The organism is Sporomusa aerivorans, from assembly GCF_041428895.1.
Lineage (GTDB): Bacteria > Bacillota > Negativicutes > Sporomusales > Sporomusaceae > Sporomusa > Sporomusa aerivorans.
In genome coordinates this window covers 1,331,073-1,353,042 of record NZ_CP156926.1, presented here as the reverse complement: position 1 = coordinate 1,353,042, position 21,970 = coordinate 1,331,073, and the positions used below count along the sequence as shown (strand labels likewise).

Annotated in this window: 32 protein-coding genes; 3 read left to right on the top strand and 29 right to left on the bottom strand. The window is 47.0% G+C overall.

Annotated elements, in window-relative coordinates; all coding sequences use genetic code 11:
* Genes SATMO3_RS06085 through SATMO3_RS06060 form a run of 6 tightly spaced genes read right to left on the bottom strand, consistent with a single transcriptional unit; the run spans position 1 to position 4,201 of the window.
* On the bottom strand, positions 1 to 1,170 hold the full coding sequence (locus SATMO3_RS06085; protein WP_371378948.1) for a baseplate J/gp47 family protein: 1,170 nt from the start codon (positions 1,168 to 1,170) through the stop codon (positions 1 to 3).
* On the bottom strand, positions 1,167 to 1,517 hold the full coding sequence (locus SATMO3_RS06080; RefSeq protein WP_371378946.1) for a hypothetical protein: 351 nt from the start codon (positions 1,515 to 1,517) through the stop codon (positions 1,167 to 1,169). The genes SATMO3_RS06085 and SATMO3_RS06080 overlap by 4 nt, the downstream gene beginning before the upstream one ends.
* A complete protein-coding gene (locus SATMO3_RS06075; RefSeq protein ID WP_371378943.1) occupies positions 1,514 to 2,107 on the bottom strand; it encodes a Gp138 family membrane-puncturing spike protein in 594 nt (197 codons plus the stop codon). The genes SATMO3_RS06080 and SATMO3_RS06075 overlap by 4 nt, the downstream gene beginning before the upstream one ends.
* A 9-nt stretch (positions 2,108 to 2,116) precedes the next feature.
* Positions 2,117 to 3,160, bottom strand: coding sequence for a hypothetical protein (locus SATMO3_RS06070; RefSeq protein ID WP_371378940.1), 1,044 nt, complete (start codon positions 3,158 to 3,160; stop codon positions 2,117 to 2,119).
* Positions 3,153 to 3,494 carry a hypothetical protein gene (locus SATMO3_RS06065; protein WP_371378937.1) on the bottom strand — a complete coding sequence of 114 codons (342 nt, stop codon included), beginning with the start codon at positions 3,492 to 3,494 and terminating at the stop codon, positions 3,153 to 3,155. Before SATMO3_RS06065 ends, SATMO3_RS06070 begins: the two co-directional genes overlap by 8 nt.
* Positions 3,494 to 4,201 (bottom strand): phage baseplate protein, encoded by a 708-nt coding sequence (locus SATMO3_RS06060; RefSeq protein WP_371378935.1) that lies wholly within the window; start codon positions 4,199 to 4,201, stop codon positions 3,494 to 3,496. Before SATMO3_RS06060 ends, SATMO3_RS06065 begins: the two co-directional genes overlap by 1 nt.
* Before the next feature lie 167 nt (positions 4,202 to 4,368).
* On the opposite strand from SATMO3_RS06060, the gene SATMO3_RS06055 reads away from it, so the two are divergent.
* Positions 4,369 to 4,578 carry an MJ0042-type zinc finger domain-containing protein gene (locus tag SATMO3_RS06055; RefSeq protein WP_371378933.1) on the top strand — a complete coding sequence of 70 codons (210 nt, stop codon included), beginning with the start codon at positions 4,369 to 4,371 and terminating at the stop codon, positions 4,576 to 4,578.
* A gap of 7 nt (positions 4,579 to 4,585) precedes the next feature.
* Here the strand turns inward: SATMO3_RS06055 and SATMO3_RS06050 are convergent, their stop codons facing one another.
* On the bottom strand, positions 4,586 to 4,738 hold the full coding sequence (locus SATMO3_RS06050; protein ID WP_371378930.1) for a hypothetical protein: 153 nt from the start codon (positions 4,736 to 4,738) through the stop codon (positions 4,586 to 4,588).
* 278 nt (positions 4,739 to 5,016) lie between these two features.
* On the opposite strand from SATMO3_RS06050, the gene SATMO3_RS06045 reads away from it, so the two are divergent.
* On the top strand, positions 5,017 to 5,634 hold the full coding sequence (locus tag SATMO3_RS06045; RefSeq protein ID WP_371378928.1) for a hypothetical protein: 618 nt from the start codon (positions 5,017 to 5,019) through the stop codon (positions 5,632 to 5,634).
* Between the two features lie 19 nt (positions 5,635 to 5,653).
* Positions 5,654 to 6,034 carry a hypothetical protein gene (locus tag SATMO3_RS06040; RefSeq protein ID WP_371378926.1) on the top strand — a complete coding sequence of 127 codons (381 nt, stop codon included), beginning with the start codon at positions 5,654 to 5,656 and terminating at the stop codon, positions 6,032 to 6,034.
* A gap of 25 nt (positions 6,035 to 6,059) precedes the next feature.
* On the opposite strand, the gene SATMO3_RS06035 is transcribed toward SATMO3_RS06040, so the two are convergent.
* Genes SATMO3_RS06035 through nrdD form a run of 22 tightly spaced genes read right to left on the bottom strand, consistent with a single transcriptional unit; the run spans position 6,060 to position 21,758 of the window.
* Complete coding sequence (locus SATMO3_RS06035; protein ID WP_371378924.1) at positions 6,060 to 8,660, bottom strand: transglycosylase SLT domain-containing protein; 2,601 nt, start codon at positions 8,658 to 8,660, stop codon at positions 6,060 to 6,062.
* Positions 8,657 to 8,800 (bottom strand): 4-alpha-glucanotransferase, encoded by a 144-nt coding sequence (locus tag SATMO3_RS06030; protein WP_371378921.1) that lies wholly within the window; start codon positions 8,798 to 8,800, stop codon positions 8,657 to 8,659. The genes SATMO3_RS06035 and SATMO3_RS06030 overlap by 4 nt, the downstream gene beginning before the upstream one ends.
* An 8-nt stretch (positions 8,801 to 8,808) precedes the next feature.
* Positions 8,809 to 9,264 (bottom strand): phage tail assembly chaperone, encoded by a 456-nt coding sequence (locus tag SATMO3_RS06025; RefSeq protein ID WP_371378918.1) that lies wholly within the window; start codon positions 9,262 to 9,264, stop codon positions 8,809 to 8,811.
* A 13-nt stretch (positions 9,265 to 9,277) separates the two neighbouring features.
* Complete coding sequence (locus tag SATMO3_RS06020) at positions 9,278 to 9,718, bottom strand: phage protein (protein ID WP_371378914.1); 441 nt, start codon at positions 9,716 to 9,718, stop codon at positions 9,278 to 9,280.
* 17 nt (positions 9,719 to 9,735) lie between these two features.
* The gene (locus tag SATMO3_RS06015) at positions 9,736 to 10,887 is read right to left on the bottom strand and encodes a DUF3383 family protein (RefSeq protein WP_371378911.1); all 1,152 of its coding nucleotides are present in this window, start codon (positions 10,885 to 10,887) and stop codon (positions 9,736 to 9,738) included.
* Positions 10,888 to 10,898: 11 nt separating this feature from the next.
* Complete coding sequence (locus tag SATMO3_RS06010) at positions 10,899 to 11,432, bottom strand: aldehyde dehydrogenase (protein WP_371378908.1); 534 nt, start codon at positions 11,430 to 11,432, stop codon at positions 10,899 to 10,901.
* Positions 11,433 to 11,792: a hypothetical protein gene (locus SATMO3_RS06005; RefSeq protein ID WP_371378905.1), complete on the bottom strand. Its 360-nt coding sequence runs from the start codon at positions 11,790 to 11,792 to the stop codon at positions 11,433 to 11,435.
* The gene (locus SATMO3_RS06000; protein ID WP_371378902.1) at positions 11,789 to 12,370 is read right to left on the bottom strand and encodes a hypothetical protein; all 582 of its coding nucleotides are present in this window, start codon (positions 12,368 to 12,370) and stop codon (positions 11,789 to 11,791) included. Before SATMO3_RS06000 ends, SATMO3_RS06005 begins: the two co-directional genes overlap by 4 nt.
* Complete coding sequence (locus tag SATMO3_RS05995) at positions 12,364 to 12,885, bottom strand: DUF4054 domain-containing protein (protein WP_371378899.1); 522 nt, start codon at positions 12,883 to 12,885, stop codon at positions 12,364 to 12,366. Before SATMO3_RS05995 ends, SATMO3_RS06000 begins: the two co-directional genes overlap by 7 nt.
* Before the next feature lie 2 nt (positions 12,886 to 12,887).
* The gene (locus SATMO3_RS05990; RefSeq protein WP_371378897.1) at positions 12,888 to 13,187 is read right to left on the bottom strand and encodes a hypothetical protein; all 300 of its coding nucleotides are present in this window, start codon (positions 13,185 to 13,187) and stop codon (positions 12,888 to 12,890) included.
* 12 nt (positions 13,188 to 13,199) lie between these two features.
* Positions 13,200 to 14,216, bottom strand: coding sequence for a DUF2184 domain-containing protein (locus tag SATMO3_RS05985; RefSeq protein ID WP_371378894.1), 1,017 nt, complete (start codon positions 14,214 to 14,216; stop codon positions 13,200 to 13,202).
* 12 nt (positions 14,217 to 14,228) lie between these two features.
* Positions 14,229 to 14,741 carry a hypothetical protein gene (locus tag SATMO3_RS05980; RefSeq protein WP_371378891.1) on the bottom strand — a complete coding sequence of 171 codons (513 nt, stop codon included), beginning with the start codon at positions 14,739 to 14,741 and terminating at the stop codon, positions 14,229 to 14,231.
* The gene (locus SATMO3_RS05975; protein WP_371378889.1) at positions 14,741 to 15,937 is read right to left on the bottom strand and encodes a DUF2213 domain-containing protein; all 1,197 of its coding nucleotides are present in this window, start codon (positions 15,935 to 15,937) and stop codon (positions 14,741 to 14,743) included. Before SATMO3_RS05975 ends, SATMO3_RS05980 begins: the two co-directional genes overlap by 1 nt.
* Positions 15,938 to 15,988: 51 nt before the next feature.
* A complete protein-coding gene (locus SATMO3_RS05970) occupies positions 15,989 to 16,282 on the bottom strand; it encodes a hypothetical protein (RefSeq protein ID WP_371378887.1) in 294 nt (97 codons plus the stop codon).
* 3 nt (positions 16,283 to 16,285) lie between these two features.
* Positions 16,286 to 17,122 carry a phage minor head protein gene (locus tag SATMO3_RS05965; protein ID WP_371378884.1) on the bottom strand — a complete coding sequence of 279 codons (837 nt, stop codon included), beginning with the start codon at positions 17,120 to 17,122 and terminating at the stop codon, positions 16,286 to 16,288.
* A gap of 53 nt (positions 17,123 to 17,175) precedes the next feature.
* Positions 17,176 to 17,340 carry a hypothetical protein gene (locus SATMO3_RS05960; RefSeq protein ID WP_371378881.1) on the bottom strand — a complete coding sequence of 55 codons (165 nt, stop codon included), beginning with the start codon at positions 17,338 to 17,340 and terminating at the stop codon, positions 17,176 to 17,178.
* Positions 17,341 to 17,379: 39 nt separating this feature from the next.
* Positions 17,380 to 18,816 (bottom strand): DUF1073 domain-containing protein, encoded by a 1,437-nt coding sequence (locus SATMO3_RS05955; protein WP_371378879.1) that lies wholly within the window; start codon positions 18,814 to 18,816, stop codon positions 17,380 to 17,382.
* On the bottom strand, positions 18,813 to 20,114 hold the full coding sequence (locus SATMO3_RS05950) for a PBSX family phage terminase large subunit (RefSeq protein ID WP_371378876.1): 1,302 nt from the start codon (positions 20,112 to 20,114) through the stop codon (positions 18,813 to 18,815). Before SATMO3_RS05950 ends, SATMO3_RS05955 begins: the two co-directional genes overlap by 4 nt.
* Entirely contained in the window at positions 20,107 to 20,757 is a 651-nt protein-coding gene (locus tag SATMO3_RS05945) for a helix-turn-helix domain-containing protein (protein ID WP_371378873.1), read from the bottom strand. The genes SATMO3_RS05950 and SATMO3_RS05945 overlap by 8 nt, the downstream gene beginning before the upstream one ends.
* 32 nt (positions 20,758 to 20,789) lie before the next feature.
* On the bottom strand, positions 20,790 to 21,173 hold the full coding sequence (locus tag SATMO3_RS05940; protein WP_371378870.1) for a hypothetical protein: 384 nt from the start codon (positions 21,171 to 21,173) through the stop codon (positions 20,790 to 20,792).
* A complete protein-coding gene (locus SATMO3_RS05935; RefSeq protein WP_371378867.1) occupies positions 21,166 to 21,471 on the bottom strand; it encodes a hypothetical protein in 306 nt (101 codons plus the stop codon). Before SATMO3_RS05935 ends, SATMO3_RS05940 begins: the two co-directional genes overlap by 8 nt.
* Positions 21,468 to 21,758, bottom strand: coding sequence for an anaerobic ribonucleoside-triphosphate reductase (gene nrdD, locus SATMO3_RS05930; protein WP_371378864.1), 291 nt, complete (start codon positions 21,756 to 21,758; stop codon positions 21,468 to 21,470). The genes SATMO3_RS05935 and nrdD overlap by 4 nt, the downstream gene beginning before the upstream one ends.
* Positions 21,759 to 21,970 lie beyond the last annotated feature (212 nt).

Genomic DNA, 21,970 nt, shown 5'->3' with positions numbered 1-21,970 from the left:
CTACACCTCCGTTATAGTAATGCTTCCTACCTCGCTGACTTCCTTAAAGGCGATTACTATGTCCGAGTTGCTTAGCGTTTCACCATGGCGGCCAATATTGAGGGATGAAATAGAAAAAGGTGGCTTCGACAGGTTAGAGATTATTGACAATACCGCTGCCAGAATACCCGTAGTCGTTACGTTATTGCCGATATCCAGGCCATCGATGTAGGATGTAATTTTATTTTCTATCTGTTCCTTAAGAGCAGATGTGTAACCGCTGTTTTTTGTCACAGTCAGGGTTACGTCAGTAGCCACATATACAGGCCGGAAAAAGCGTATCGTCGTTGGTAGTCCGTCCGCGTTGATATAATCCACACCTATATCGCCATAAGTGCCGCCGCCTGGTCCTTTGCGCAAGTAGACTTGTTCCGCGATATCGGCGTCTAAGCCGCCCTCAACGACTGCAGCAATACTGTGACTAGGGATGCCGTTTTCATCGGTTACATTGCTATCATTGTCATATACCTTATAGCGATTCACGCCATCAACAGAGGCAATACCGGCTATGGTTCCGTCAAGCATATTCTGGCTGGGAATAGCTACGCTGATAGATTGCCGCAAACGGAATTCCGCGTCTGTCTCTATCGGATCGCCAGTCACAGCTGGTACGTCATTTGTTACACTGGTCCAGCCTTTCGTCGGCGTGACTATTTTTGTAATTGTACCGGGTGCGGCCTCGATCGCGCCGATATCCTCGCATTGCGCGCTGATTTGGTAAGTAGCACTTTCCAGCGTGACCGTGGCCGGCAAGTCCCATTTAACGCCGGCATCATCTTCGACTACACCGTTTGTGATGACAGTCCCAGCAGTACCTGTCAGCGTCAGAACGCAAGTACTGTAACTGGCTGCTTTACGCTTAATGCCGTTGAGTTTTACAATGCCATCCAAGGCGCTGCCTACCGCTGTTTTCGGACTGCGGTTATTGTAGACAATCTGCAGGAGCTGCATAGTATCATGGGTCTTAAGTGCAAACGCAGATATCATTTGATAGTCCTGGCTGTCATTGTCGAGGTAGATATCCTGACCATAAATTGCTTTAAAATCAGCAATCAAGTCATCCCGGATATCGTTGTAGGCCGGTATGTGCAGCCCAGAATCGTCAATGTATGGTGCGACATAGGCCATCATATCACCTCGCTTATTTCAGTCTGGCCGAATTCAGTATCAATGGACGTTTGAATAGTTAGCGCCCGTTTTTCGTTGTCCCATGTAGCTTCAAAGTAAAGAATGCTTTTGACATATTTGGTTTTCTGGATTCTCTCCCGGATGATCCGCTCTGCTTCTTGCTTATCTCTGTTGGCCAGTATCTTCTGCCAGACTGGTATCCCGTCCTCAAGATCCTCCCACCATTCGTAAATCAGTTGACGCAAACGAGTTACTACGGCCTGATTGACAGCATCGGCACCGCTAATATAATTGTTTTGGTTTCGGCCAAATACGTAATCGCCATCGTCGTCAAGCTTGCGATAAATCATGTCACGCCTCCCGTGTTACTGCCTCCGGATTGGACACCGCCGTGTGTATGCCCCAGGAAAGAACGTCCGTCTATTGTCGTATTCGCGGAAACAATATTAATGTTGTCACCGGCAATTTCAATATAGGCGCTGCCGGATGCATTGCGGAGCTGCGCTGTATTCGGCGAGTAATTTTTAATAACATTGGGCTGACTGCGAAACCCGACAATGGCAAAACCATCAGACAAGTCATGGCGCCGACGCTCAATTTGATTTTGTATCCCCCCGGACTGCCACCAGGCATCCATGCAGTTATCGCCGAATACTACCAGACAATCGTCATCTTTCTGGATTGGCAAGGTCATGCAGTACCCGCCTCCGGAGTAAATAAAAAATGGCACATCCAGAAGCAGCGGAATTTCCACCCACTCTAGAGTGCCGTTAAAATTTAATCGCTCCCGGATAGCCAACTGCACGGTACAAGTTTGTTTTTCATAGTCCACGGCTTGAATAATCCCCGGTGCCGCCACACGTAGGCCTGCTGCTATAACATCGCGGAAGCGTTGCTGCAGTTCTACAGGGTCCTGCGTTCGTTCGTTTGACTTCGGCATTTTTTTATATCACCCCCGTGAATAATCGTTGGCTGTTTCCTGAGATGTTAGTAATTTGCCATTCCGGCCTATGCCTATGACCTCTGTTGTCCATACATCACCCCAGGTATCGCCCTGATGGACCAGTTTTGATACTAGATACTCGCCATCTTTATCGAACTGGTTCTGTTGAACGAGTTTATTATTGCCGCCCCCAATATTGAGACTGAGCAAAGACCTCCTAATCCACTCGTTATCAATTTTAACGAGCGAAAACAGTTTCACCCGACAGTCTAACAGCATCTTAATATGAATACCATCGTCACTGTATTGGGGTGTGCCAACAAGACCTGTAGCAGGTACGTCTGCATTCGGATTGCCAGGTGACAGCGTTAAAACGTTTTCTGCAGGAATCTCATCAGCCACTTTTTTTACTACTAGTTTCCCATCATTACCGACCCAGCAATAGGCATCATTGTCAATAGCTAAATCGCGCAAATATTTGCTAGGCGTACCGAATAATACTTTTCCGCGCGGCAGGGATTGCTTAGATAGATTATCACTAATCTCCCCTATAGCGATTGCTTGTTTAGCGTTTTTGGATAAAGTATTGATCCCATCCCGTGGAGTACTGCCGGCAGCGATACTACACTTGGTAAAATTAAGAACAAGGTCGGCACTCCCCCGGAGCGCTAAGATTTCCAGCTTGTAATCAACGCCATCTTCCCGATTGCGAATAATCTGTACTATATCTCCCGTGAATATTTCGCCATATTGCCCTTCATCGTACCCGCCTTCGATAGATACCTGGAAGCCTTCTTTAATAATACCATCCTCCGCAGTAGCATTCATGTTGTACACTTCTAATGTGCAGACAGCAACGTGAGTTTCATAGGTTTCCTCAACTTTAAAAACGCATCGTAGTAATGAAACGTCAACGGCAATGCTATGTTCTGTATCCTCGGTTGTAATAGATGAACTACCGTCATCACTCTTTATGGTTTTGTAGGCTTTCTTATAGATCGTTACTTTCCACTTACGGCCATAAAGCCGGCCAGAGCGTTCCTCAGCCACTTACATCCCCTCCGTCGGTATCGCCCCAGACCAGATACCATGTACTGCCCAACGTATCCAATGACGGCCACTGCTCCTTTACGGTTTGTGCCGGTACCACGTAGGCGCTGCCTATGCCCAGGTATTCGTACTGCTCCAGGATGTTTTGCGCCGGTATCACCGGTAAGCAGCTGATAATGTCGTTCCCGCTTTCATCCCGGATCGTCATCAGCCAGTAACCGGCCAGCTCGTTATACTGCAGTTCAAACTGCAGAGTCTGGTTTTGGTCGTCAATCGGTATTTTGCTGCTGAAAGTTCGATTGGGGATAGGTTGAATTGGTATTATGGTAAGCATTATTTACCAAACCACCTTCCTAAAGCTTCCGTTCCAGCAGCAGCCGCCGTTTTATTAATGTCCGTGGTTTGTGCCGTTACCTGCCCCCCATTTGTTTGCTCGTACGCTGCTACCCTGGCACTGGTCTGTGTCTCGGCCACGTTAGCGACAATAATTTCCCGCAGGCGAACAGTTGTTTTTAAAGCGTTCAGGGTCTTAACATCATCAGGAGCAGATAGTTCTTCAATCAGCATATTTTGATAGGTCTGTAGCCTGGTCTCCACTACGAGAGGCTGCCGCGCCAGCTGCATAGCCTTTAAGGTCATCCATGCCTTGGCGGATCGCCCATTCCCTGTGGTCGTGTCCTGATTTATCTGTACAATATTTGAGTAGGAAGAAATTTTTTGTAATGACTGATAAACCAAGTCAAGATATACATTATTCGTCACAAATGAGGTAGTATGGCAGTCGCTCATCATAACCTCAATTGTCAGCTCTGCCGGCTCGATAATCGCATGGTCAGTCATAGTAACACCTGTTTGCACAGGGTACTGGGTAGGCCGTACCCGGCTGACATGCTCAGTACGCATTATGCCGTCAAAGTAGACGCCGCCGATCGGCCATTTGGGTGTACGAAAAAGAAAAGTATCCAGGTTAGCAATCCCGGATACCATATTAATCAATTCGTATTTCCCGGTGAGTTTGGCAATTTGTTGGGAAAAGTCCATCCATCCAGGTTGTTTATCACCTGACAGGATATCAGAGAAATAATTATAGCCATCTACGGATAGACCTTTTTTTACACCTATGAGAATCACATCCTTTACAGGATATTACAAGGAATTTATTGGTTTTTGTCGAAGTGTTGCTATGCCCGGATGTCTATGGAGGAACAATGAACATTAAGTGTCCTGAATGCAGTACCAACATCCTATTATCAAAATCCAATCTTGAAAAAAGCTCGTCTCACGTGGTATGTGACAGTTGCGGTGCCAATATCACGCTAGAAAGTGACTTGCCAAACGCCTTAAAGCAAATTGAAAATGATATTGGCAGTATGCTAGATAAAGCATTCAAAGGAAATAAGCATATAAAAATTAAATAAAAATAATCTAGTCATCCGGGCCAATATCTACAAGCCCAGCCTCACCACAAGAAGCTTCTTGGTAAAATTGTTGATATGCTGCTTCTATTGCTGAGCAAACAAGCTCATTTAGTCTTTCTTTCCCTTTTTCTGTTATTGATATACGGAGATTATATTCCATTTTCCTTACCTCCATTTTATATTTATGTAAAATTTTGTTATAATAGTAATAGAAAGGTCGTGATCGGATGAAGTTTTGCAAATACTGCAGTAGAGATGTTCGTCCCTTAGTTGTCAATAACGGCACAAACTGGATCAAATGCTTAGTGTTGACGCTTATAACCGGTGGTTTTGCACTGGTATTTTACATACCTTATTGGTTTTTTCGTGTCCTGTTTGGACGCGGTGAAAAGGTTTGCCCCATTTGCAATGCTAAACTATAAGAGAGGCCGTGATAGCATGAAAAAGATATTACCGCGATCATATGCATTTTTTATAATTGCCTTGTTTGGGTTAATAATAACTACTCAACAGGGACAAGCCTATGAATTATACTCAAATCCTTTTCCTCCTATCGGACCGACACAATATCTAGGTGATATAATGTTTTCTGAAAATGACCCAGTCAGCATATATATTGCAGACGATGATACTATAAATACTATGATTTATTACAGATATTATAAAGATACTGACAAGAAGTGGACAGTCAAAGTTTTATTGGTTCCATTAACTGAAAGAGTACGACAAGCTTTTGTGAAAGAATTAAACAGTGGAGCCAATAATGACACTTGGCTCATAAATAAACGTCTTTCACTTCCTGTCAATAATAGAGTGTGGGCTTTGCGCGAAGATGTTTCTTATTATCCAAACAGTAAAACCGTTAATGTAAGAGGCGCTTGGATATATAACGATTATGGCGAAATGATTGGCTTCGATATAAAACGATCACAGGAAACCGCGGCTTTCTATTACGGAGAAAAGAAAGATTACGATACTATTTGCGACCTAGTTTCAAAACTTATGGCGGAGCGATATCAAGAAGCCGTCGCTAACTCCCAAAATTTTGCACGCTAAATTATAAGGTGGTGTAATCATGAAAAAAATACAAGTTTTAATTTTAATTGCAATGCTTTTGCTCGTCCATTCTGCTATAAGTATTGCTAGTTCGCACACATGGCAACATTCCAGTAGTCCTTTATTGAAAATCGGTTTACGAGATAAATATGGCAACCTTAGCAATACCAACTATACTGCCAACTTTGTAATATATGCCCCAAACAATAGAACCTATTATTATTCAACTAAAGGTACTAGCGATAAATGGGCAAGCTCCATAGTTCCTGATGATTATAAAGGAATGGCGCTTAATCCAGGAGATTATTCTTGGCAATGCTATGTCGATAACGAAATGGTAGCATCTGGCGCGTTTCGAATAATGCAGGAAGGAATCAAAAAGTCAATCAGTGAGTTATAATAAGGGGCTGAATAATAGCCCCTTATTATACTTGTATGCCATTCAATGTCCGGTTCTGTAAAACATACCTTGCCCTATCATTGATACTAGAAGCCGTTTTATCGCCAACAGCCTTGCCAATTTCCGCAGGCGATGCATTGGTATTCGTCACTTCAACGCCGCCAACTTCAACCTGGTAGGTGATATTAGTAACACCACCACCTGAGTTATGAGCATATATCGGATAACTTCCATTCATTAGATTATTGAGCAACACTGGATCAGAATTTGCGAATCCGTTGGCAAAATAAGTTGACGGACGAACTAAACCGCTATCACTTGACGAAGAGCTAGGCTTATCAAATTGCTCCCACCAGTCTTGGACCCGATCCCACCATGTAGGCTCACGCATATCATTTTGATGGTTTCGGTAAACAGGCTCTTTACCTTGTGGTGCTGGCTGTTCAGGCGCTGACTTAGATGATGATACGTCTTGAATTTCGTTGCTAATATAGCCAGCCTTCCCTAATGCTTGTTCTACATATTCTTTAATAGACGGCTCATTTTCACTCCACCTATAATCCCATCCATAATGCTGACCATTTGCACCAATTGCATCTGGCGCGCCATCCCTCCATCTAGCTCCATTTTGAGAACCGGCATACCAAGCCACAAAAGCACCTTCTGCTCCATACTCATCAAAATAACTACCAAGGATATGCTTTGCAACAATTTCTTGATTCTCAGGTGTTTGCTCTGCGTAAGGAGATAATCCCGCAGTAGCAGCCCATGAAGACCAGTTTTCAGGCATGATTTGGTACTTGCCAAAAGCACCCGTCCGTTCATTTTGGGCGCTGTAGTTCCCGCCTGATTCTTGCGCTGCCACGGCAGCAAAAAACTCTTCTTTAGTTTTAATATTTCGATTTACTTTTCCACCTGCCTCTGCCTTACCAAGCAACGCATCTCCTGCCAGCTTTGCCGCCTTTTTGAAGTCCCCACGAACCAGAGCCAGCAGTGCTTGCCCCAGCTTACCAACCATACCGATCGCACCAAACACAATATCGCTAAACGCTTTAACGGCCTGGCCCATACCGCGCCAAAACTCCTTAAACAGCCGGCTATCTGCCATCATTTTAAAGAACTTGGCTAAAAGTTCAATGACACTTGAAATTACCCTCACCATGGACGATATCATGCCTACCACGGCGCGCACCGCATCCCGGAAAGTATACGCTTTCTGGGTCTTTTCCATTTCGCCATAGAATCCGGAAAAGGCAACAGTAACCAAGCTCATCAGAGCATTGAACAAATCCATCAAAGCGCCGAACATTTCCACTGACGCGTCAATAAAATCCTGCATTTCCTCGGAACGTGCAATCTCGCTGAACCACTGGGCTACCGTCTGAATGCAGTCTTTGAACACACCAAGCAATCCCCATAGAATGCCTTTTAGTCGGCCCATAAGATCGGTAAATTTGCTTGCCGTGTCGTGCTTTTGCAGCGAAGCCAGCAAATCATGAAAGGCAGCAGATACCCACTGGATAACACCAGAACCCAATTCATAAAAGGCACTACCCAACTCTTTCATATTGCCTATAAACTCGCTGAGTGCATCGGATTGCCCGACTTCCTGTATCCAGTCAGAGAATTTCCCTGCCAGGTTGATTACACCATCTTTAGCTAAATCCAGATACCTGACAAAGGCGTCCCATACCGGAGCCAGCTTTTCGCCCCACTCGGCCAGTTTTTGCTTGGCAGTATCCATATAACCGTTTAGCTTATCCCAAACGGGCCCCATGGCCGCCTGCTTGCCTTCCATATGACCGAAATAATCATCAACCATAAGCAGCAGTGAGCTGACTAGGGCTACCATACGGCCAAGCGGGGACGCCCTTAACACCATAAAAAAACCGGCTAATGCAGCCGTAGCAATCTTTATTCCCCGAGGAAAGGCGTCCCACACGTCATATATGGTTTTTCCGATAGTTTTGAGTAAATCCAGGAAGTGCTTGCCCACGTTAATAATATAAACCAATGCCCGTGCGACTTTCTCAGTCCACACGGGCATATTTTTTATTAGGTTATCATTGAAGGACTTAAAATTTGTCTTGGCATCAGCCAGCGGCTTCGACAGGTGCTTCATGAGATAGTAGCCCACCCACTGCAGCGCATAACTGGCTTCCTGCTTCACCCGGGTAAATTCAAAAATGAGGTCCCGGAAATTCTTCATCGTTCCTTCATAGTCGCCGCCAACTTTCATATTGCGGCCATCAGAAACAAGCGCTCGGTATCGTTGCATTAGCTCCGGTGTGAGCTGAATATCCTGCACCGATTCGCCCAGGGCGTCAATGGCCGTCTTCATCTCCAGCGCGGCGCTTTTGGATACCAACATACTACGGGAGTACTTCTCCATAGCCAGGTCCTGTTTGGCCGCAGACGCCATCACACCAGCAATGGAGGCAGACACACTGGCCAGCGCCGTGCTGATAAGAGTTCCTGCCTTAACAAAATCCTTCACCCAGCCAGACGTGGCCGCCGTGACCGTGCTGCTGGTCTGGTTCAGGGTAGACTGCATCTGATTGAATCCGGGCTTGTCAATTTGTACACCCAGGCTGACAAGATATTGCTTTATGACTTCACCAATCATGGATTATTCAGCCTCCTTTGCTGCTCGGCGTATTCCTCTGCCCGGTGCCGGTTTTCATCCCGAACTACCAGTATTTCGTGTGCATCCATCAGGTCATCCAGCGTATAGGTGCCGTCCCAGGCTTCATGCTGCTTCCACATGCCCGCAATTACGGGGGCGTAGGCGTATCCGTCGATGTTGGCATACTCACAGGGAAGATATCCGCAAGGCCTGCTTTCAATTCCTGCAGGCCCTCGCCGTCGAAAAAACCCGCGATATTGAACGCCAGTGCATGCACGGTGAGCAGTAAGACCAGACGCGTATCCTTTGCAATATTCTCAACTCCCCAGGAACCATTTTCCGCAATCACCGGGGCTGCACGCGCAGGTAAAACCTCACTTACAACGCCCAGGCAGTCCTTCTGCAACTGCGCGAATTCAGTCCGTGATAACATAGTCCGGTCTTTCGGCATATTTGCAAGACCTGCTTTAGCCTCCAGTCCCATGGGCAGAAACTTTTCAGCCAGAGTAAATGCAATATAGCTGCCGGTCAGAGCATCCATTTTTTCAATTTTAAATTTGCGATTGGAAATAGTAATGATTTTTTCAGTTTCCCGCTTTGACATCTACATGTCCCCCTTAAATCGGCAGTCTTTGAATATCGGCAAATAAAATGCCCCAGGCCACGCGCTGACCTTGGCTTTGGAACGGCTCATCCGGCTCTTTCACAAATGCGCCCCCGGTGCAGTAGAAAGTTTTCTGCATCTTCGGTGCCACTACGGTAAGGCTGACCTGCGCCCATTCATCGGTCGCTGCACTCCAGAGATAGTTAAACATCCCCTGCAGGAAATTATGCAGCGTAGAGGTCTGCTGGGCATTGATCGTCACATTACCGTTGTTGCCGCCAATTTTCGAAACCATAATAGTACCATCAGCAGCAACATCATGGACAGTACGGTCCGTCAGTTTGGCAATATTGATATCGCCAATCCCCTCGCCCTGAATCGTGTATGATCCATATGACGAATGAGAAATGGTTGCGTTTATATCGGTAAAACTGTACGTGTTAAAACCAGCCATATTTAGAATCTCCTTTCTTATCTGTTTACATCTACCTGGACAGTAACATGGTGAATAGCGCCGGCCAACTTGAGTGATACATAAATATTCGGCGCTTTCCGGGCATCTCGGTCAGCCTGCGCCTGTTCGTCGATTGCCTCAGACTGAATCAGGTAGCCATTTGGCAAGGTGTCACCCTTTGCAAGACTCAAAACCGCAGTCGAATTCCAAACGCCGGATTTAATAAAACCTACTTTATTCATAGTTTCGCAGACTTCTTTTATGGCATCCTTCAGTTGTGTCATGCCAGCTTCCGTTTGGGCAATCTTGTTGCTTTGATATAACAGATCCATCAAAGAGAGCTGCATGTCATTCTGATACTTGTCCAGAAAGATCATTTCATCAAACCAGGTGCCATCAGCCATGGTTCCTTCTTCGAAGATATCATAGGAACTGCCGCGGTTAATGTAGACGTTGCCGTTATTGCCTTTGATTTTATCCACCGTACTCGAAGCAAAAACACTGCTCGAATTCTCAGTTTCCACGCCGACTTCTGTTTTGTAGGCGATGGTGTAGGCGCTGCCGGCAGTCCCCGTCATGGCCCCCATAGCCCAGCCGATTATAGCGCAAACAGCATCGTCATGCTTGCTGGAATACTGCCCTAGGCTACGGCGGTAATTCTTGGCTTTCATAGCTGCAAAGATGTTACCGTCGTCATTTGTCAATACATCAGCATCGCTGGTGGTGTAGGTATACAGGCTATTAGGCGTAATGGCCTCGATATATTCAGCGACGGTCAAATGCTCCGCTTTCGTGATATCAGCGCAATAGATTCCTACATACCATTCACCATTAGCCTCCCGGCAGGCCGCGATAGTTTCCACCGGCGTTTCTACCCGAGTGGTTTCATCTTCCGTAACAGTACCAATGCAGCCTATCGCCACTTTCGGCGGCGTTTTGGCTTGCCCGAAGATAAGCGCGGCTGCCTTGTATAAACGATCCGTCGTTTTAAAGCCGTCTTCTAGCATTTCACTGATGCCGGTATAGGTTCTGATACGTTCACTCTGCGGAATTATGGTGGTTTCTCCTATGAGCAATGCCAGGTTAAAGGCTTTTCTCACAGCTGACTTAGCTGCTAAATTTACAAGTATGTTAACGACCGGATCAAGCGGCAATGTTTTACCTGCCATACTTCACACTCCTATCTGTTGTAGTAAGTTGCTACCGATACCGATTCGATGCGTCCCACATCCTCATCCGGTAACCGGTACAACTCGTTAAAATTCAAGCTAGTATCCCAGCGATTCCACCACTGGCCGCCAAACAGTTCCGGGACGCGCTTGCAAGTCGGCAAGTTGGGAATTAAAAAGACGGAGCTCGCCGACAGCAGACGCTTTACGTCTTGCCGGAAAACACCGTCTTTGATTTTATTAATATTAGCATGGGCGACCGGCCCATAGGCCACATACTGTACTTCCCAGACGCGGGTACGGGCCGACTGTTTAATAACAGTGCTTGCTCTGGGTTCATAAACACTGTCAAGCTGCTTGGTGTAATCGTCTTCTTTTTCAAACAGGCGAATAAAAACAACATCTTCGTCAATCTTCCATGCAGGCTGACCGTCAGTAGAGTAAGTACGCCGAACTTTATTCACGTTTTCAGGGATGGTGGGGTCTAAACCAAGTATTTGCATGGTCGCTTGCCAGAACAACTTTTCCAGTTGCTTGAAATCCATTTAATTCCCCGCCATGCGCTCTCCTAGAGCTTTGTAATATCCATAGTCTACATATGGCCAGAGTTGGAACAACCGATACCGCTCCCCGTGCCAAACAACTTGATCAGAAGTTCCGGCTTCATTAGTTACCAGAAGTGGTGCTGTTGAATAGAACGCCATAACTCCTTTCACGCGGTCTCCTTCCGGTACCTGTAGTAAATCTTTTGTATTGGCGGCAACAACAACACCACGCATTTTTATTTCTTGTTCTGCTTGGATATATTCCCCTTCTACCCATTTACCGGTTTTACCGGTTTTACGAAATACACTAAACGCCTGGCAAAAATCCGGATCATTTATAATCTCAGCAATATTAATCATTTCTTTTCCCCCAAAACATACGTGATAGCCTGCCTGAGTGCGCCGGTGTCAATCAGAGGCCTGTCGCTGCCTTTTGCGGCAATAGTCTTCGGACTGTTCTCCTTCCATCCGTTTTCAGGATCAGTAAAATAGTCCTTCACTTTGTTTGCCGCAAACATACCGGCTTCTTCCAGGCCGTCACGCGCTCCTTGCTCGTCGCCATCCAGGGCAGCAGTAAGAGCGGGCTTTAGTTTATCGGCAATAGGCTCTTTGTGCTTTTCTATAGCCGGCTCAATGATCGGACGCGGCACGGATCGCCAAAGAGGGGAGCCGTGTTCCTGGATATACAGCTCATAGGCCTTGGAATAGGCCATTCCGTGGTCTAGGTCAGACTGCATTTTCCCCCGCATAGATTTAGACCGTACACCGTGAGTATGGATATAAGCCAGCTCAGCGTTATTGATTTCCCCCTGGCTCTGCCGGCTGGCTTCCTCTTCCGGAATACCTACATAAACTTCAAGCTGGCCGATATCGGCCATAATCTTTTTCAAGATATTGGGATCTCCTTTAGAGTTAACGGCTACAGTACCTTTTACCATACGTACATGCCGCCTTTACCCACCATCCTGGCCAGCGTAGCGTATTGCATACCGTAAGTAGTCAGATTCCAAGCAGCCCAGCCGTCCAGGCCCTGGGCGATAGTTGAAAAGTCATAAGACACGGATACGTCACCGACAGACTTAGAGGACATAAGCCCCCGCGCCTGTCCAGCAGCTACTACCTGGGCAGCTGTACTGTCGGCATTGGCCAGGCTCTGCAGATACAAGGTCAAAAAGTGCGCTACAAACAAGCCCATGGCAATTTTCCACTGCCTGCGCCAGCGTGACTCTTTAACTACGGCATCAGCCATACCGATATACATTTCCATAATGCCGGGATCTACCAAATAGGTAATAACCGATTCGCCTTCCGGATCTTCGGACGGAATTTCCCTGGGACCGTAAGCTGGGTACAGCGCGTAGAAGTCGGCCAGTTCAAACGGCGGGTTATCACCTGAACGCAAATTAGAAGCGGCAGCAATTAGGCTTCCGCTGCCGCTGTCATATACGTACATGATTATTTACCCTTATTGGTCTTAGCCTTGTCATCCGCTTCAGCTTTTGCCTCAGCCTCTGCCTTGGCGGCAGCTTCCGCGTCGGCTATAGTCTGTGCGTCGGTGTCATCTGCTGTCTTCTCAGCTGCTGCTTCTTCCTTGGCCGTTTCCGTTACCATGATATCGCCGTCTTCTTTACCCCATTTGAATATTTGGTCTTTTGCCGCCCAGTCCGGCACATCGGTAAAGGAAAGCGGCTGGGTTACAACCTTATCCCCAGCCACGTTTTTAAACTCAAACGATTTTTTTGTGTATATCCGCATAATAGGTCCTCCTTATATGCCGTCCGCGTACCGGATAGGCTGCGTATACCTGACCTGTACCTGACCTACATTGCCCACGTACAAGCTGTCGTAGCTGGCCGTATTGACATTAGGCTGCGTCATCACCCGAGATAGGGATACAGGTACAGGCATGTTGACAAACCGTTTAGCATTTACGTAAGTTACCATACGATTTGTGCCGCCAGAACCTGCACCTAAGCACCAGCGGCAGTCGCCGATAAACAGATTAGACCCTTTTTCCTTCGCAATATTGTTATCGAGCAAGAAGGTCAATATAGTCTTGTCCGCCTGGCCGGATACTTTTGTGCTTGCAATATATGCGTAGTTAGGTGTATCAATCAAAATGTGATTGGCGACCGCCGACTGATCGTATTGAGCGGCTGCCCAAGCAGCAGTAATTTCCTGGTTAATGTCATACAGAATTTCATCCTGCGTTTTATTTTTCCACAGAGTAGACGTGCCGCCAGCGTTCTGAGCTACAGCGCCCACCGTTACGCCTGGATGATTTACAAGGCCATACGTGCCGTAAGCCGCTTGCCCCTTATAAGTATTGATATCCAGGTATTTGTCCCAGTCTAACCGGATTCCGTCATCATATATTTGCTCCAGACTCCGGCCAGTGACTTTGCCGCGCTCCATATCGACGAATTTAATCTGCATCGCTACTTCGTACGGATATACCTTGAACAAGTCCTTATCCAGGTTTGCCTGAATAAGACGTACATTATTTTGGACGCCGCCAACTGCGTCAGCTTGGCCACCACTTACTGCGTAGTCAACATTCATCACCGACGTGGTTTCCACCCAGCCGCCACCGCTCTCTATGGGAATATCCCTGGCGTAGGTTGAGCTGGTGAGCGGTTCCAATAGAGTCGGGTCCAGTTTCTCCAGTTCACTTACTAAAAAGGCATTACCGCCGGAAATGGCAGCGACGTCCATGGTCATCGGGCGTGCTGCAAATCCGCGGGGAATGCCAGCTGCGCCGTCAAGTGTATATACTTTTTTCATGAAAAATCCTCCTTATACACCCTGCCGGGTTAAGATGGTAAGTTCCGCTACGCTGTTTGCATCCTTAAGCGTGGCCCATTTGGCATTTGTGAGCTGAATGGTATTCGTGCCATCGGCAGCAGCTTCAAAGCCGCCAACAACCCCAGCAGGAATGCTCGCGTTAGCTGCAATCCGAATATATATTGCGCCGCCAATCGTAGGAGTACCGACATTCACATTGACAGTGACGCCACCGCGTTCCAGTACGTCCGTAGGCTCAAGACTGGTATAAAAGGCGCGACTCTGTGACAAATACTGTGTGGCGCCTTTAATTCGACGCATTGCAACCCCAGCAAATTGGGCTGCGGTATTGCTGGCGCCAAACTTTTGAAAGGTTCCGTCGGTATTTAAAATAACGGGATCGCCAAAATACAAATCCTCAGAACCTTCTTTGAGTGGGCGCGTCCGGCTGATCTCATCGCCTAAACGGGAGATAGTACCGGGATACCCGTTGTTAAAGGATATTCCTATTACTTTACCAGGCATTATTTACCCTCCTTTTTCATGTGCGGATTGTGCTTGGCGCAATTCTTGCCAAAGTCTCCCTGTTCGCCGGCTGCATCGGCGGCCTTTTTGCGTTTCATAATGTCAGCATAGGCGTCCTGAGTTGGAGTGGGCTTTTGTAAAGCCGCCCGCAGTTCCTTGGTAAGAGCGTCAGACGCTTTTTGGCGCTCCGTGGGCGGGAGATTGGCAATAATCGGCTTAATGGCTTTAATAGCCGCCAGCACAGAGGCTTTGTCCATGGTTTTGGCGTCCATGACCTTGGAGCCGTCTTCATTCTTCATTTCCTCTACCGGGATAGTGACACTTTCCTCGGGCGTTTCATCCGTGGTAGTTTCATCCGGCTTACCGTTGGTCATTTCTTCTTCTAACTCGGTTAAAGCGTCCTTGGCCTCGGGTTCAGCCTTGCCGGTTTTTAGCGCGGCCACATCGGCCTGCAAAGCCTTGATAGCAGCCAGGATTTGGGCATTAAAATTTTCCTCGGTCTTTTCGCTGTGCATTTCCTCGTCCTTGGCCGGTTCTTTTTGCCCGCCTAACATTTCATGAGCGGCAGCCAATTCTTCCGGTTCAGCATCGGTGGCAAACGCTTTCAAGAGTTTACCTTTCAGTGCATTTAAATCAATCTTCACTTTTGTTTTTCCTCCTTGCGTTTTGGGTTTAGAATCTCGTATAGAAATTTGCGGCCCGGCGCGGCCTCTTTCCACTATCGCAACATGATTACCGTAGATCGATACCTGGTCATAACCTTTCCCGTCGCTCCTGGGGATGTAATCGCAGTCATAGCCGCAGGAGACTTCACGCTTGCCGGTTTCAATCTCAGATAGCAGGATAGGGTCCGTAACCACTAAATCGGCCAGCAATATATCTGCCTGGGTACCGCTGCCACGGTGTACATTTTGAGCATGGCCTTTACCGTAGGCGGCAATATTGTCCGGCCTAACATCCTGGGCGGGATGATCGTCTGTAACAGGTTTACCCTCAAAGCTGGCGATAGTGGCGGGGGAGAAGACTTCCTCTTCTGACCGGTATACTTTGATAGGCTGTTCACCCTGTAAGCCGATTTCCCGCGCGAAATAGTCCTGCCAGCCGGTCCGGGCAATAGGCACGTTATGGCAAATAACAAATCCTTCCGGAGTTTGGGTCATATTGGGACTGAAACGTGTCCCGTAAAATGCGCGCATGGTTCACCTCCTCTCAGGCATAAAAAATAACCGCCGTTAAGCGGTCAAAACCTATCGTATTTTTAATTCTGCTTGCTGCGTTCCATCTGCAAATAGATGTATGCGTAAGCCATTTTTAAAATGCAGTACCCAATGCCCAATTTCATCACTAGTTTCAGGCGGTGCATAACCGACACTACTTATCGCTATTTCTTCTGGAGTAAGACGTATCATAGATTCTATAACTTTTATCTTAGTACTGTGCAAAACTGCGCTACCCTCTACTTTGGGAGGTGGCGGCATTTCTCCATTTGTTGGTCTATATCCGCCCTGTCTTTCCATCACACTCTTTGTAAGGTCATTCACCTTTTACGCCACCTTTCTAAACTGCTCTTTACTCATTCTTACAATCTTGCCACCATAATGGACCTTCCGCGGCCAGGATATATCCATAATGTCAATTAACGGTTCAGGATAGCACCGACAGTTATAAATCTCACCTGCATTATATGCGCCAACATTCTTTTCACCGGCCAGTAGTTCAGGCGCTGGCGGCGTGTCGAACCGACAAAGAACCCCCTCCATATGCTTATGGCTGCTCCGGACGCGTCCGTCCTGACTTGTACGCCACACATACCACGATAGACCTAACCTGTCGGCTCTGGCCTGTATTAAAGCTGTATGAGACTTTGCCGCCTCAGTGCGCGCGATTACTGCGGCTTTGCTGGCCGTCATCTTCGGGAACTTGGCAAGCAGCTCCTGAGCAATCTGTTCATGCCGCCTGCCCTTTAGCGTTTCAGCCTGGATGTATCGCGTCGCCTGCGCGGCCAGGTCAAAAGGCATACTGCGGATGATTCCCGCGTTACGGTCAATCAGCGCATACACCGTATTACCGATAGGCCCCTGCATTTCATTGCGCAGTGCTTCAAAAATCAATCGGCCTTTAGATCCGCCTTTTGCTGCCTGCCGCCAGGTCCTGGCAGTATCGAAAAAGGTCTGCGTAACCATCTTTTTTGCAATGGCTTGCGAAAAATGCTCAAAACTGCCAGTGTTGGCTAGGCGTTCAATTCGGCGTATCAGCTCCCATGGATTCATCATGTCAGGATCAATACCAATAATCTGCCAAGAACGCTGCAGCAGCCTGCGGATAGCACGGTCATAATCAGATTCAATACGGCGCTGGGCTTGCCAGCCTTCTGGTTTCATGGCTACCTCCTAAAAACGGGTATAAGAAAACCGCCTCATATAAGGCGGTTTTCTTATTTCAAATTAAGTTTTTCGATCATTTTATTATAAGGTTTGAATGCTTCATGTATTGATTTTTCAAGATCCATTTTATCAAAACATTTTCTAACATTTTCGCTCTTTATGCGGATATCTTTTATAGAGCTATCAAAAGCGGCTTGCAATTTTTCAAAATCCATAAATTATACCTCCTCTGGGAATAACTCATTCTATATTTATTATATATTTTTTTTAAGTGAATTAATACCCAAATCGTTAATATCCGGCAGCATTTCACCCTGCTGTGTAGTATCATCAGCATTATCAATGTCTTCATCGGTAATATTCGTCCACATGCCTGTTTCCTCTGACATTTGGCGTAATTCTTTAAGAGCTACCCTCTGACTAATCAGGCCGCTGTCATAGACGCCTTGTACTGCCGTCGTGCGTGTACTGGCAAGGTCAGTGCTTTCCTTAGCGCTCGGCGTGCGTACCTTGTTAAACTGATAGTCCAGATCATCAGGTATAGCACCAAATTCAGACATAAACATGATAGGCAGCAGCTTATCCAGCGGGGGCCGCAAATAAGACTCTTGCTTTTCCTCTATGCTGTCATCATAGTTTTGCATGTCAGATTCTCCAGTCGCATTCATACCGGCGGGTGAACGACCAAACAACTTTGTTACGGGCATTTCAGCAGCGCCGGCCAGATCCATCATAAAGTTTTCGTAAACCTTATCCAAACCGCTAAAAGAGTACTGGAAGGTTTGAAACTCATCACCAGCACCTAACAATTGTGTGCCGGAATTATTCATAAGCCAATTTTGCGCCTGGATAACGTTGTATATCTCCTGGACGGCCTGCTCATCCAAAGTGGTCAGCATTTGTTCCAAGTCTTTTATTTTCATGACCCGCAGATTCGCGTTAAATACCAGACTGGCGACATTCCAGCTGGTATTGTCTCTTTTGCGCAATTCATCGTAAACATGTTCAACCTCGGAAGCATACCAATGCATTTCCTGCTGCTTCTCCCAGTAGGGCAGATCCCGACCGGCAAAACGTACCAGGCGGCTGTGATGTACTTCTACGCCTCTGGGAATCGTTTCACTGGAGATAATATACCGATCCGGCAGTCCTATATCAGGATCGTTAAGATCCGTGACCAGCTCAGTGGATAGAGGAGTAATACCGGACCAGCGGTCAAGCACCAGCAGTCCTTTAAACGTGCCAGGCATGACAGTATCCAAGTCCAGCGGCTCATGCAGCATATCGCCCTGGCCTTCAAGAAGAATAACGCCGGCAGCGCCACCGTAAAGCCGTCCCCAGCGCAGGCCTTCGAGCAATCGCTTTTTTAGCTGAGTCTTACGGACCAGGCTATCAAAGCGTTTTAGAGCGTCCGGCGGCATCTGGCTTGTTATCTTTATCCAGTTTTTCAGCATGTCGCCGGGTACTACGTCAATAATACGCCGGATAAGCCAGTGCGAGCGGTACAGGCTATTTAAGAGCTGCCAGTTCTGCGTCAGCCGTGTCATCGGGTACTCGGTAGCCTCCAGGAGGTTCGGCGTACCAAAACCTAGCCGCGCGGCCTGATTGCGGAATGCATCTTTTGTCTTTACCGCATCATTGGTCTTTACCGATTTAGCGGCTTTCTGTGCGGCTTTTTTTCTGCTATTCATGCGGCTAACCTCCTGGCTGTTACTATGGTCTTAATTAAATAGCGAATTGCGTCCATCAGATGGTCAAATTCCTTTACTGGCTGATCTTCACCGGACCGGGATTGCTTTTCATCCCAAATGTATGACTTAATCTCTTTACGGAAATTTGTGCAGCGCTCATGGGCTTTGATTCGCCGCTTTTTGATCATCGTTGCAGTCATTCGGATACCGTCCAGTACCGCATTGTCCGCATCTTTAACCCGAACGCCACGCTGCCGCAGTTCTGCTTTGAAACTGGCTGCCGATGGGTCAATAATGGAAAACGTAATTTCTCGCCGTGTAGCCTCACCTGTATCAAGTAGTTCAGTACCTATGAAGTCAATCAAATCATCCGCATATTGTGCATCTGTCTTTTGCAACTGCTCTGCACGACCAGAATAGTAGTACTCTCGGTCAATCCAGATCGTATTCCCATCATCATAACAGTCAAGAAAGCCCATCGGATTCTGTGTACCATAATCAACCGGGATATACCTTCGGCTGATTCGCTCCAGACCCAACGGGCGGCTACTGTCATCATAACTGTTTTCATCGTCATCCCACATATCGTATATAATGCCCTCGGCATTTGTCCTTTTGCCAAGAATATCCCGGTTATACCAGACGGTGTTACGCTGATAGGTGCGAATGATTTCCCTGATCTTTGCGTCAGTAAAACTGAAATTATCGTGCAGGGTAAAATGTTCATAGTTCAGCCCGTAATCAGGATATTTGTGTGCATTTTCAGTGTGAAAATCCAGGATATCCTCATAGAACCAGTGATTTGGTGATTTAGGGTTTAAATCAAAAAACAGCTTTCGAATACTACTCGAAAGCGTTCTGTCGAATACCTCTTTTACAAATGTTTTACAGCACTCATTAACCTCGGTAATATAAGCACTCCCGTAAGTATTACCTTTTATGTACCGCTCGTCGCCTTCCTTGCCACCGCCGCTAATTAGAATAATTTTTTCACCGGTTTGTGTCTGGATATATAGCGCTTCCCGCTCTTGATACTTGCCGGATCGGCAACGACCAGCAAACCAGCTCTGTACGCCAAAACCATTACTATCAACGATATTGAGTTTAGCGGAGGCCACGGATACACCAGCTGCCAGATGCAGCTTGTCCGGATGGGTTTCAAGGATATCGCACCAGGCCATAATGTTTAACACGTTCTTGCCGGCACGCTTGCCACCCTCAGCAATATTAAGCCAATTATCATAACAGCGACTAAGATATTCTGTTTGTTTTACGCAAAACGGGGCATATTCAGCCATTTTTATCATCCTCAAAGTCCGATATCTCCCTATTGGGAACTGGTTGTTTCAACATAGCAATCAATGTTTTAATCTTGTCATTATGCTTGGCAATGGCTTCAGCGGAATCACCAGTTTTTTTCTCTACTGCATCCACCTTCCGGCGCTCAAGGGCAAGTTTCTCAGCAGTCACAACTTGGATATCATTGATATCTTTCAGTGCAGCGGTCAGGAACTTTAATCCCTGCTTATCAATGATGCCGTCAATTATCGCCTTGTCCTCATTCTCAGTTGTGACTTCTTTTGATGGCTTACCAAAGTCGTAATTATACTCAACCGTCTTGGTCTTGGTCTTATTGGTCACAATATACTGCTCAACCTGTTCTATGGCCTGCTCAAGTTTATTGGCCAGCTTATCAGCCAGCGACATAACCCGGGCGTTGCGGTCAGCCTCTTTCGTAGCAATTTTCGTTACAGTTTTTTGCAACGTCGTTGCTACGATTTTGCTACGTGTTTTATCTTTAGACTTCGCCCACTCTTCACGCTTACATCTATCTCTCAGAGTAGGATAACTAACACCATGCTTTTCAGCCAATTTGCGTTGAGATATGTTTGTCGTTTCATATTCAGTCCTAATATGGACCCAGTTTACCGCATTTGCCACACCACCACCCACTTAACACTAGGTATCTATGCTCAATAACTACTATGCTCCGACTTCACACACGCCTTTAGCGTGTCCCTTAATCCCTTGATCTGCTCCAGCCTATCAACAGCCTTTATCTCCAGCGCCTTGGCATCGATGTACACCTGTTTCAACCGCCTTACCTCTGCATCGTTATTAGCCAAGGCATTAATCATAGTCTGATGATTAGGCTTTAACTCGTAGTATTCCATGGCATTAACCTTTGCAGATGACAGCGCATCATCATAAGCAGCCTTGGCATTAGTCCTTGCCACCTTGTACCGACTGATTAGCGGCGTTAGCTTTGTAATCTCGTTTTCTGCCAACGACAGCAGATAGCGATAATCCTGCAACCCGGCATCTTTTGGGATAATAATCTCAAGTATGTCAGCCATTGCCGTACAGCCCCCTTAAATATTCTTGGCACTCTTGCTTGATTGCCTCGCTATCCGGTCCCTTGTGTCGCCCATCATGGTGCACCTCATAGCATAGTAAAAGCCCCTTCTCGATTCGGTCCTCTTTATCAGATCCGCAAGGCTCGTGATGAAACTTTTCTCCTATCGGCACATGCAGGCCGCACCCCTTTATGATGCAGATGTACTTATCTCGCACATGAATATCTAAATTGAGTTTCGCAAGCGGCTTGCCTTTCAGGCGTACTTTCTTGTGCTTCGGTATCGGCCTTACCATCATAAATGCGCCCGCCTATCGCCCAACTCTGCCTGCTTGCTCGGGTTGAACCTGTCCTCAGTACTGAGGTATCCGGTTATACGCCGGATGCGCTTAATCGGGGAGCGTTCATGCGCCACAACCTGTATTTCCTCCCCGTCAAGCATCAACTCCACCCTGCCCAGCGTCTTACCCTTGGCGCGCCATAACTCTATCTCCTCGGCCACTATCTGGCGTATTTCGTCCTCAGTTATGCCGCCGCCAGTATTGACCAGTACGCTGTCAATGGTTAGTGTGTTTTCTATAATCAAAACCATAACCCCCTAACATGCTTTGACCTGCCCGGAGTCGGGAAGCATTCATGCACTAATTCAGTCTTGTTGTTGGCCTTGACTTTGTATTCGATCCCGCAGCGGCTACCAGACCAGTGCAGGCAGTTGGGGCAGTTTTGCTTGTCCTTTGATTCGATTGCATGATAGTAGTCACAGCCGTTCTTGTCCACGGTATCGCCTCCTGCATATAA

Coding starts and splice junctions, on each gene's coding strand:
- SATMO3_RS06085 (WP_371378948.1), bottom strand. CDS start 1,170: ATGATGGCCTATGTCGCACCATACATTGACGATTCTGGGCTGCACATA.
- SATMO3_RS06080 (WP_371378946.1), bottom strand. CDS start 1,517: ATGATTTATCGCAAGCTTGACGACGATGGCGATTACGTATTTGGCCGA.
- SATMO3_RS06075 (WP_371378943.1), bottom strand. CDS start 2,107: ATGCCGAAGTCAAACGAACGAACGCAGGACCCTGTAGAACTGCAGCAA.
- SATMO3_RS06065 (WP_371378937.1), bottom strand. CDS start 3,494: ATGCTTACCATAATACCAATTCAACCTATCCCCAATCGAACTTTCAGC.
- SATMO3_RS06060 (WP_371378935.1), bottom strand. CDS start 4,201: ATGGACTTTTCCCAACAAATTGCCAAACTCACCGGGAAATACGAATTG.
- SATMO3_RS06055 (WP_371378933.1), top strand. CDS start 4,369: ATGAACATTAAGTGTCCTGAATGCAGTACCAACATCCTATTATCAAAA.
- SATMO3_RS06050 (WP_371378930.1), bottom strand. CDS start 4,738: ATGGAATATAATCTCCGTATATCAATAACAGAAAAAGGGAAAGAAAGA.
- SATMO3_RS06045 (WP_371378928.1), top strand. CDS start 5,017: ATGAAAAAGATATTACCGCGATCATATGCATTTTTTATAATTGCCTTG.
- SATMO3_RS06040 (WP_371378926.1), top strand. CDS start 5,654: ATGAAAAAAATACAAGTTTTAATTTTAATTGCAATGCTTTTGCTCGTC.
- SATMO3_RS06035 (WP_371378924.1), bottom strand. CDS start 8,660: ATGATTGGTGAAGTCATAAAGCAATATCTTGTCAGCCTGGGTGTACAA.
- SATMO3_RS06030 (WP_371378921.1), bottom strand. CDS start 8,800: ATGTGGAAGCAGCATGAAGCCTGGGACGGCACCTATACGCTGGATGAC.
- SATMO3_RS06025 (WP_371378918.1), bottom strand. CDS start 9,264: ATGTCAAAGCGGGAAACTGAAAAAATCATTACTATTTCCAATCGCAAA.
- SATMO3_RS06020 (WP_371378914.1), bottom strand. CDS start 9,718: ATGGCTGGTTTTAACACGTACAGTTTTACCGATATAAACGCAACCATT.
- SATMO3_RS06015 (WP_371378911.1), bottom strand. CDS start 10,887: ATGGCAGGTAAAACATTGCCGCTTGATCCGGTCGTTAACATACTTGTA.
- SATMO3_RS06010 (WP_371378908.1), bottom strand. CDS start 11,432: ATGGATTTCAAGCAACTGGAAAAGTTGTTCTGGCAAGCGACCATGCAA.
- SATMO3_RS06005 (WP_371378905.1), bottom strand. CDS start 11,792: ATGATTAATATTGCTGAGATTATAAATGATCCGGATTTTTGCCAGGCG.
- SATMO3_RS06000 (WP_371378902.1), bottom strand. CDS start 12,370: ATGGTAAAAGGTACTGTAGCCGTTAACTCTAAAGGAGATCCCAATATC.
- SATMO3_RS05995 (WP_371378899.1), bottom strand. CDS start 12,885: ATGTACGTATATGACAGCGGCAGCGGAAGCCTAATTGCTGCCGCTTCT.
- SATMO3_RS05990 (WP_371378897.1), bottom strand. CDS start 13,187: ATGCGGATATACACAAAAAAATCGTTTGAGTTTAAAAACGTGGCTGGG.
- SATMO3_RS05985 (WP_371378894.1), bottom strand. CDS start 14,216: ATGAAAAAAGTATATACACTTGACGGCGCAGCTGGCATTCCCCGCGGA.
- SATMO3_RS05980 (WP_371378891.1), bottom strand. CDS start 14,741: ATGCCTGGTAAAGTAATAGGAATATCCTTTAACAACGGGTATCCCGGT.
- SATMO3_RS05975 (WP_371378889.1), bottom strand. CDS start 15,937: ATGCGCGCATTTTACGGGACACGTTTCAGTCCCAATATGACCCAAACT.
- SATMO3_RS05965 (WP_371378884.1), bottom strand. CDS start 17,122: ATGAAACCAGAAGGCTGGCAAGCCCAGCGCCGTATTGAATCTGATTAT.
- SATMO3_RS05960 (WP_371378881.1), bottom strand. CDS start 17,340: ATGGATTTTGAAAAATTGCAAGCCGCTTTTGATAGCTCTATAAAAGAT.
- SATMO3_RS05955 (WP_371378879.1), bottom strand. CDS start 18,816: ATGAATAGCAGAAAAAAAGCCGCACAGAAAGCCGCTAAATCGGTAAAG.
- SATMO3_RS05950 (WP_371378876.1), bottom strand. CDS start 20,114: ATGGCTGAATATGCCCCGTTTTGCGTAAAACAAACAGAATATCTTAGT.
- SATMO3_RS05940 (WP_371378870.1), bottom strand. CDS start 21,173: ATGGCTGACATACTTGAGATTATTATCCCAAAAGATGCCGGGTTGCAG.
- SATMO3_RS05935 (WP_371378867.1), bottom strand. CDS start 21,471: ATGATGGTAAGGCCGATACCGAAGCACAAGAAAGTACGCCTGAAAGGC.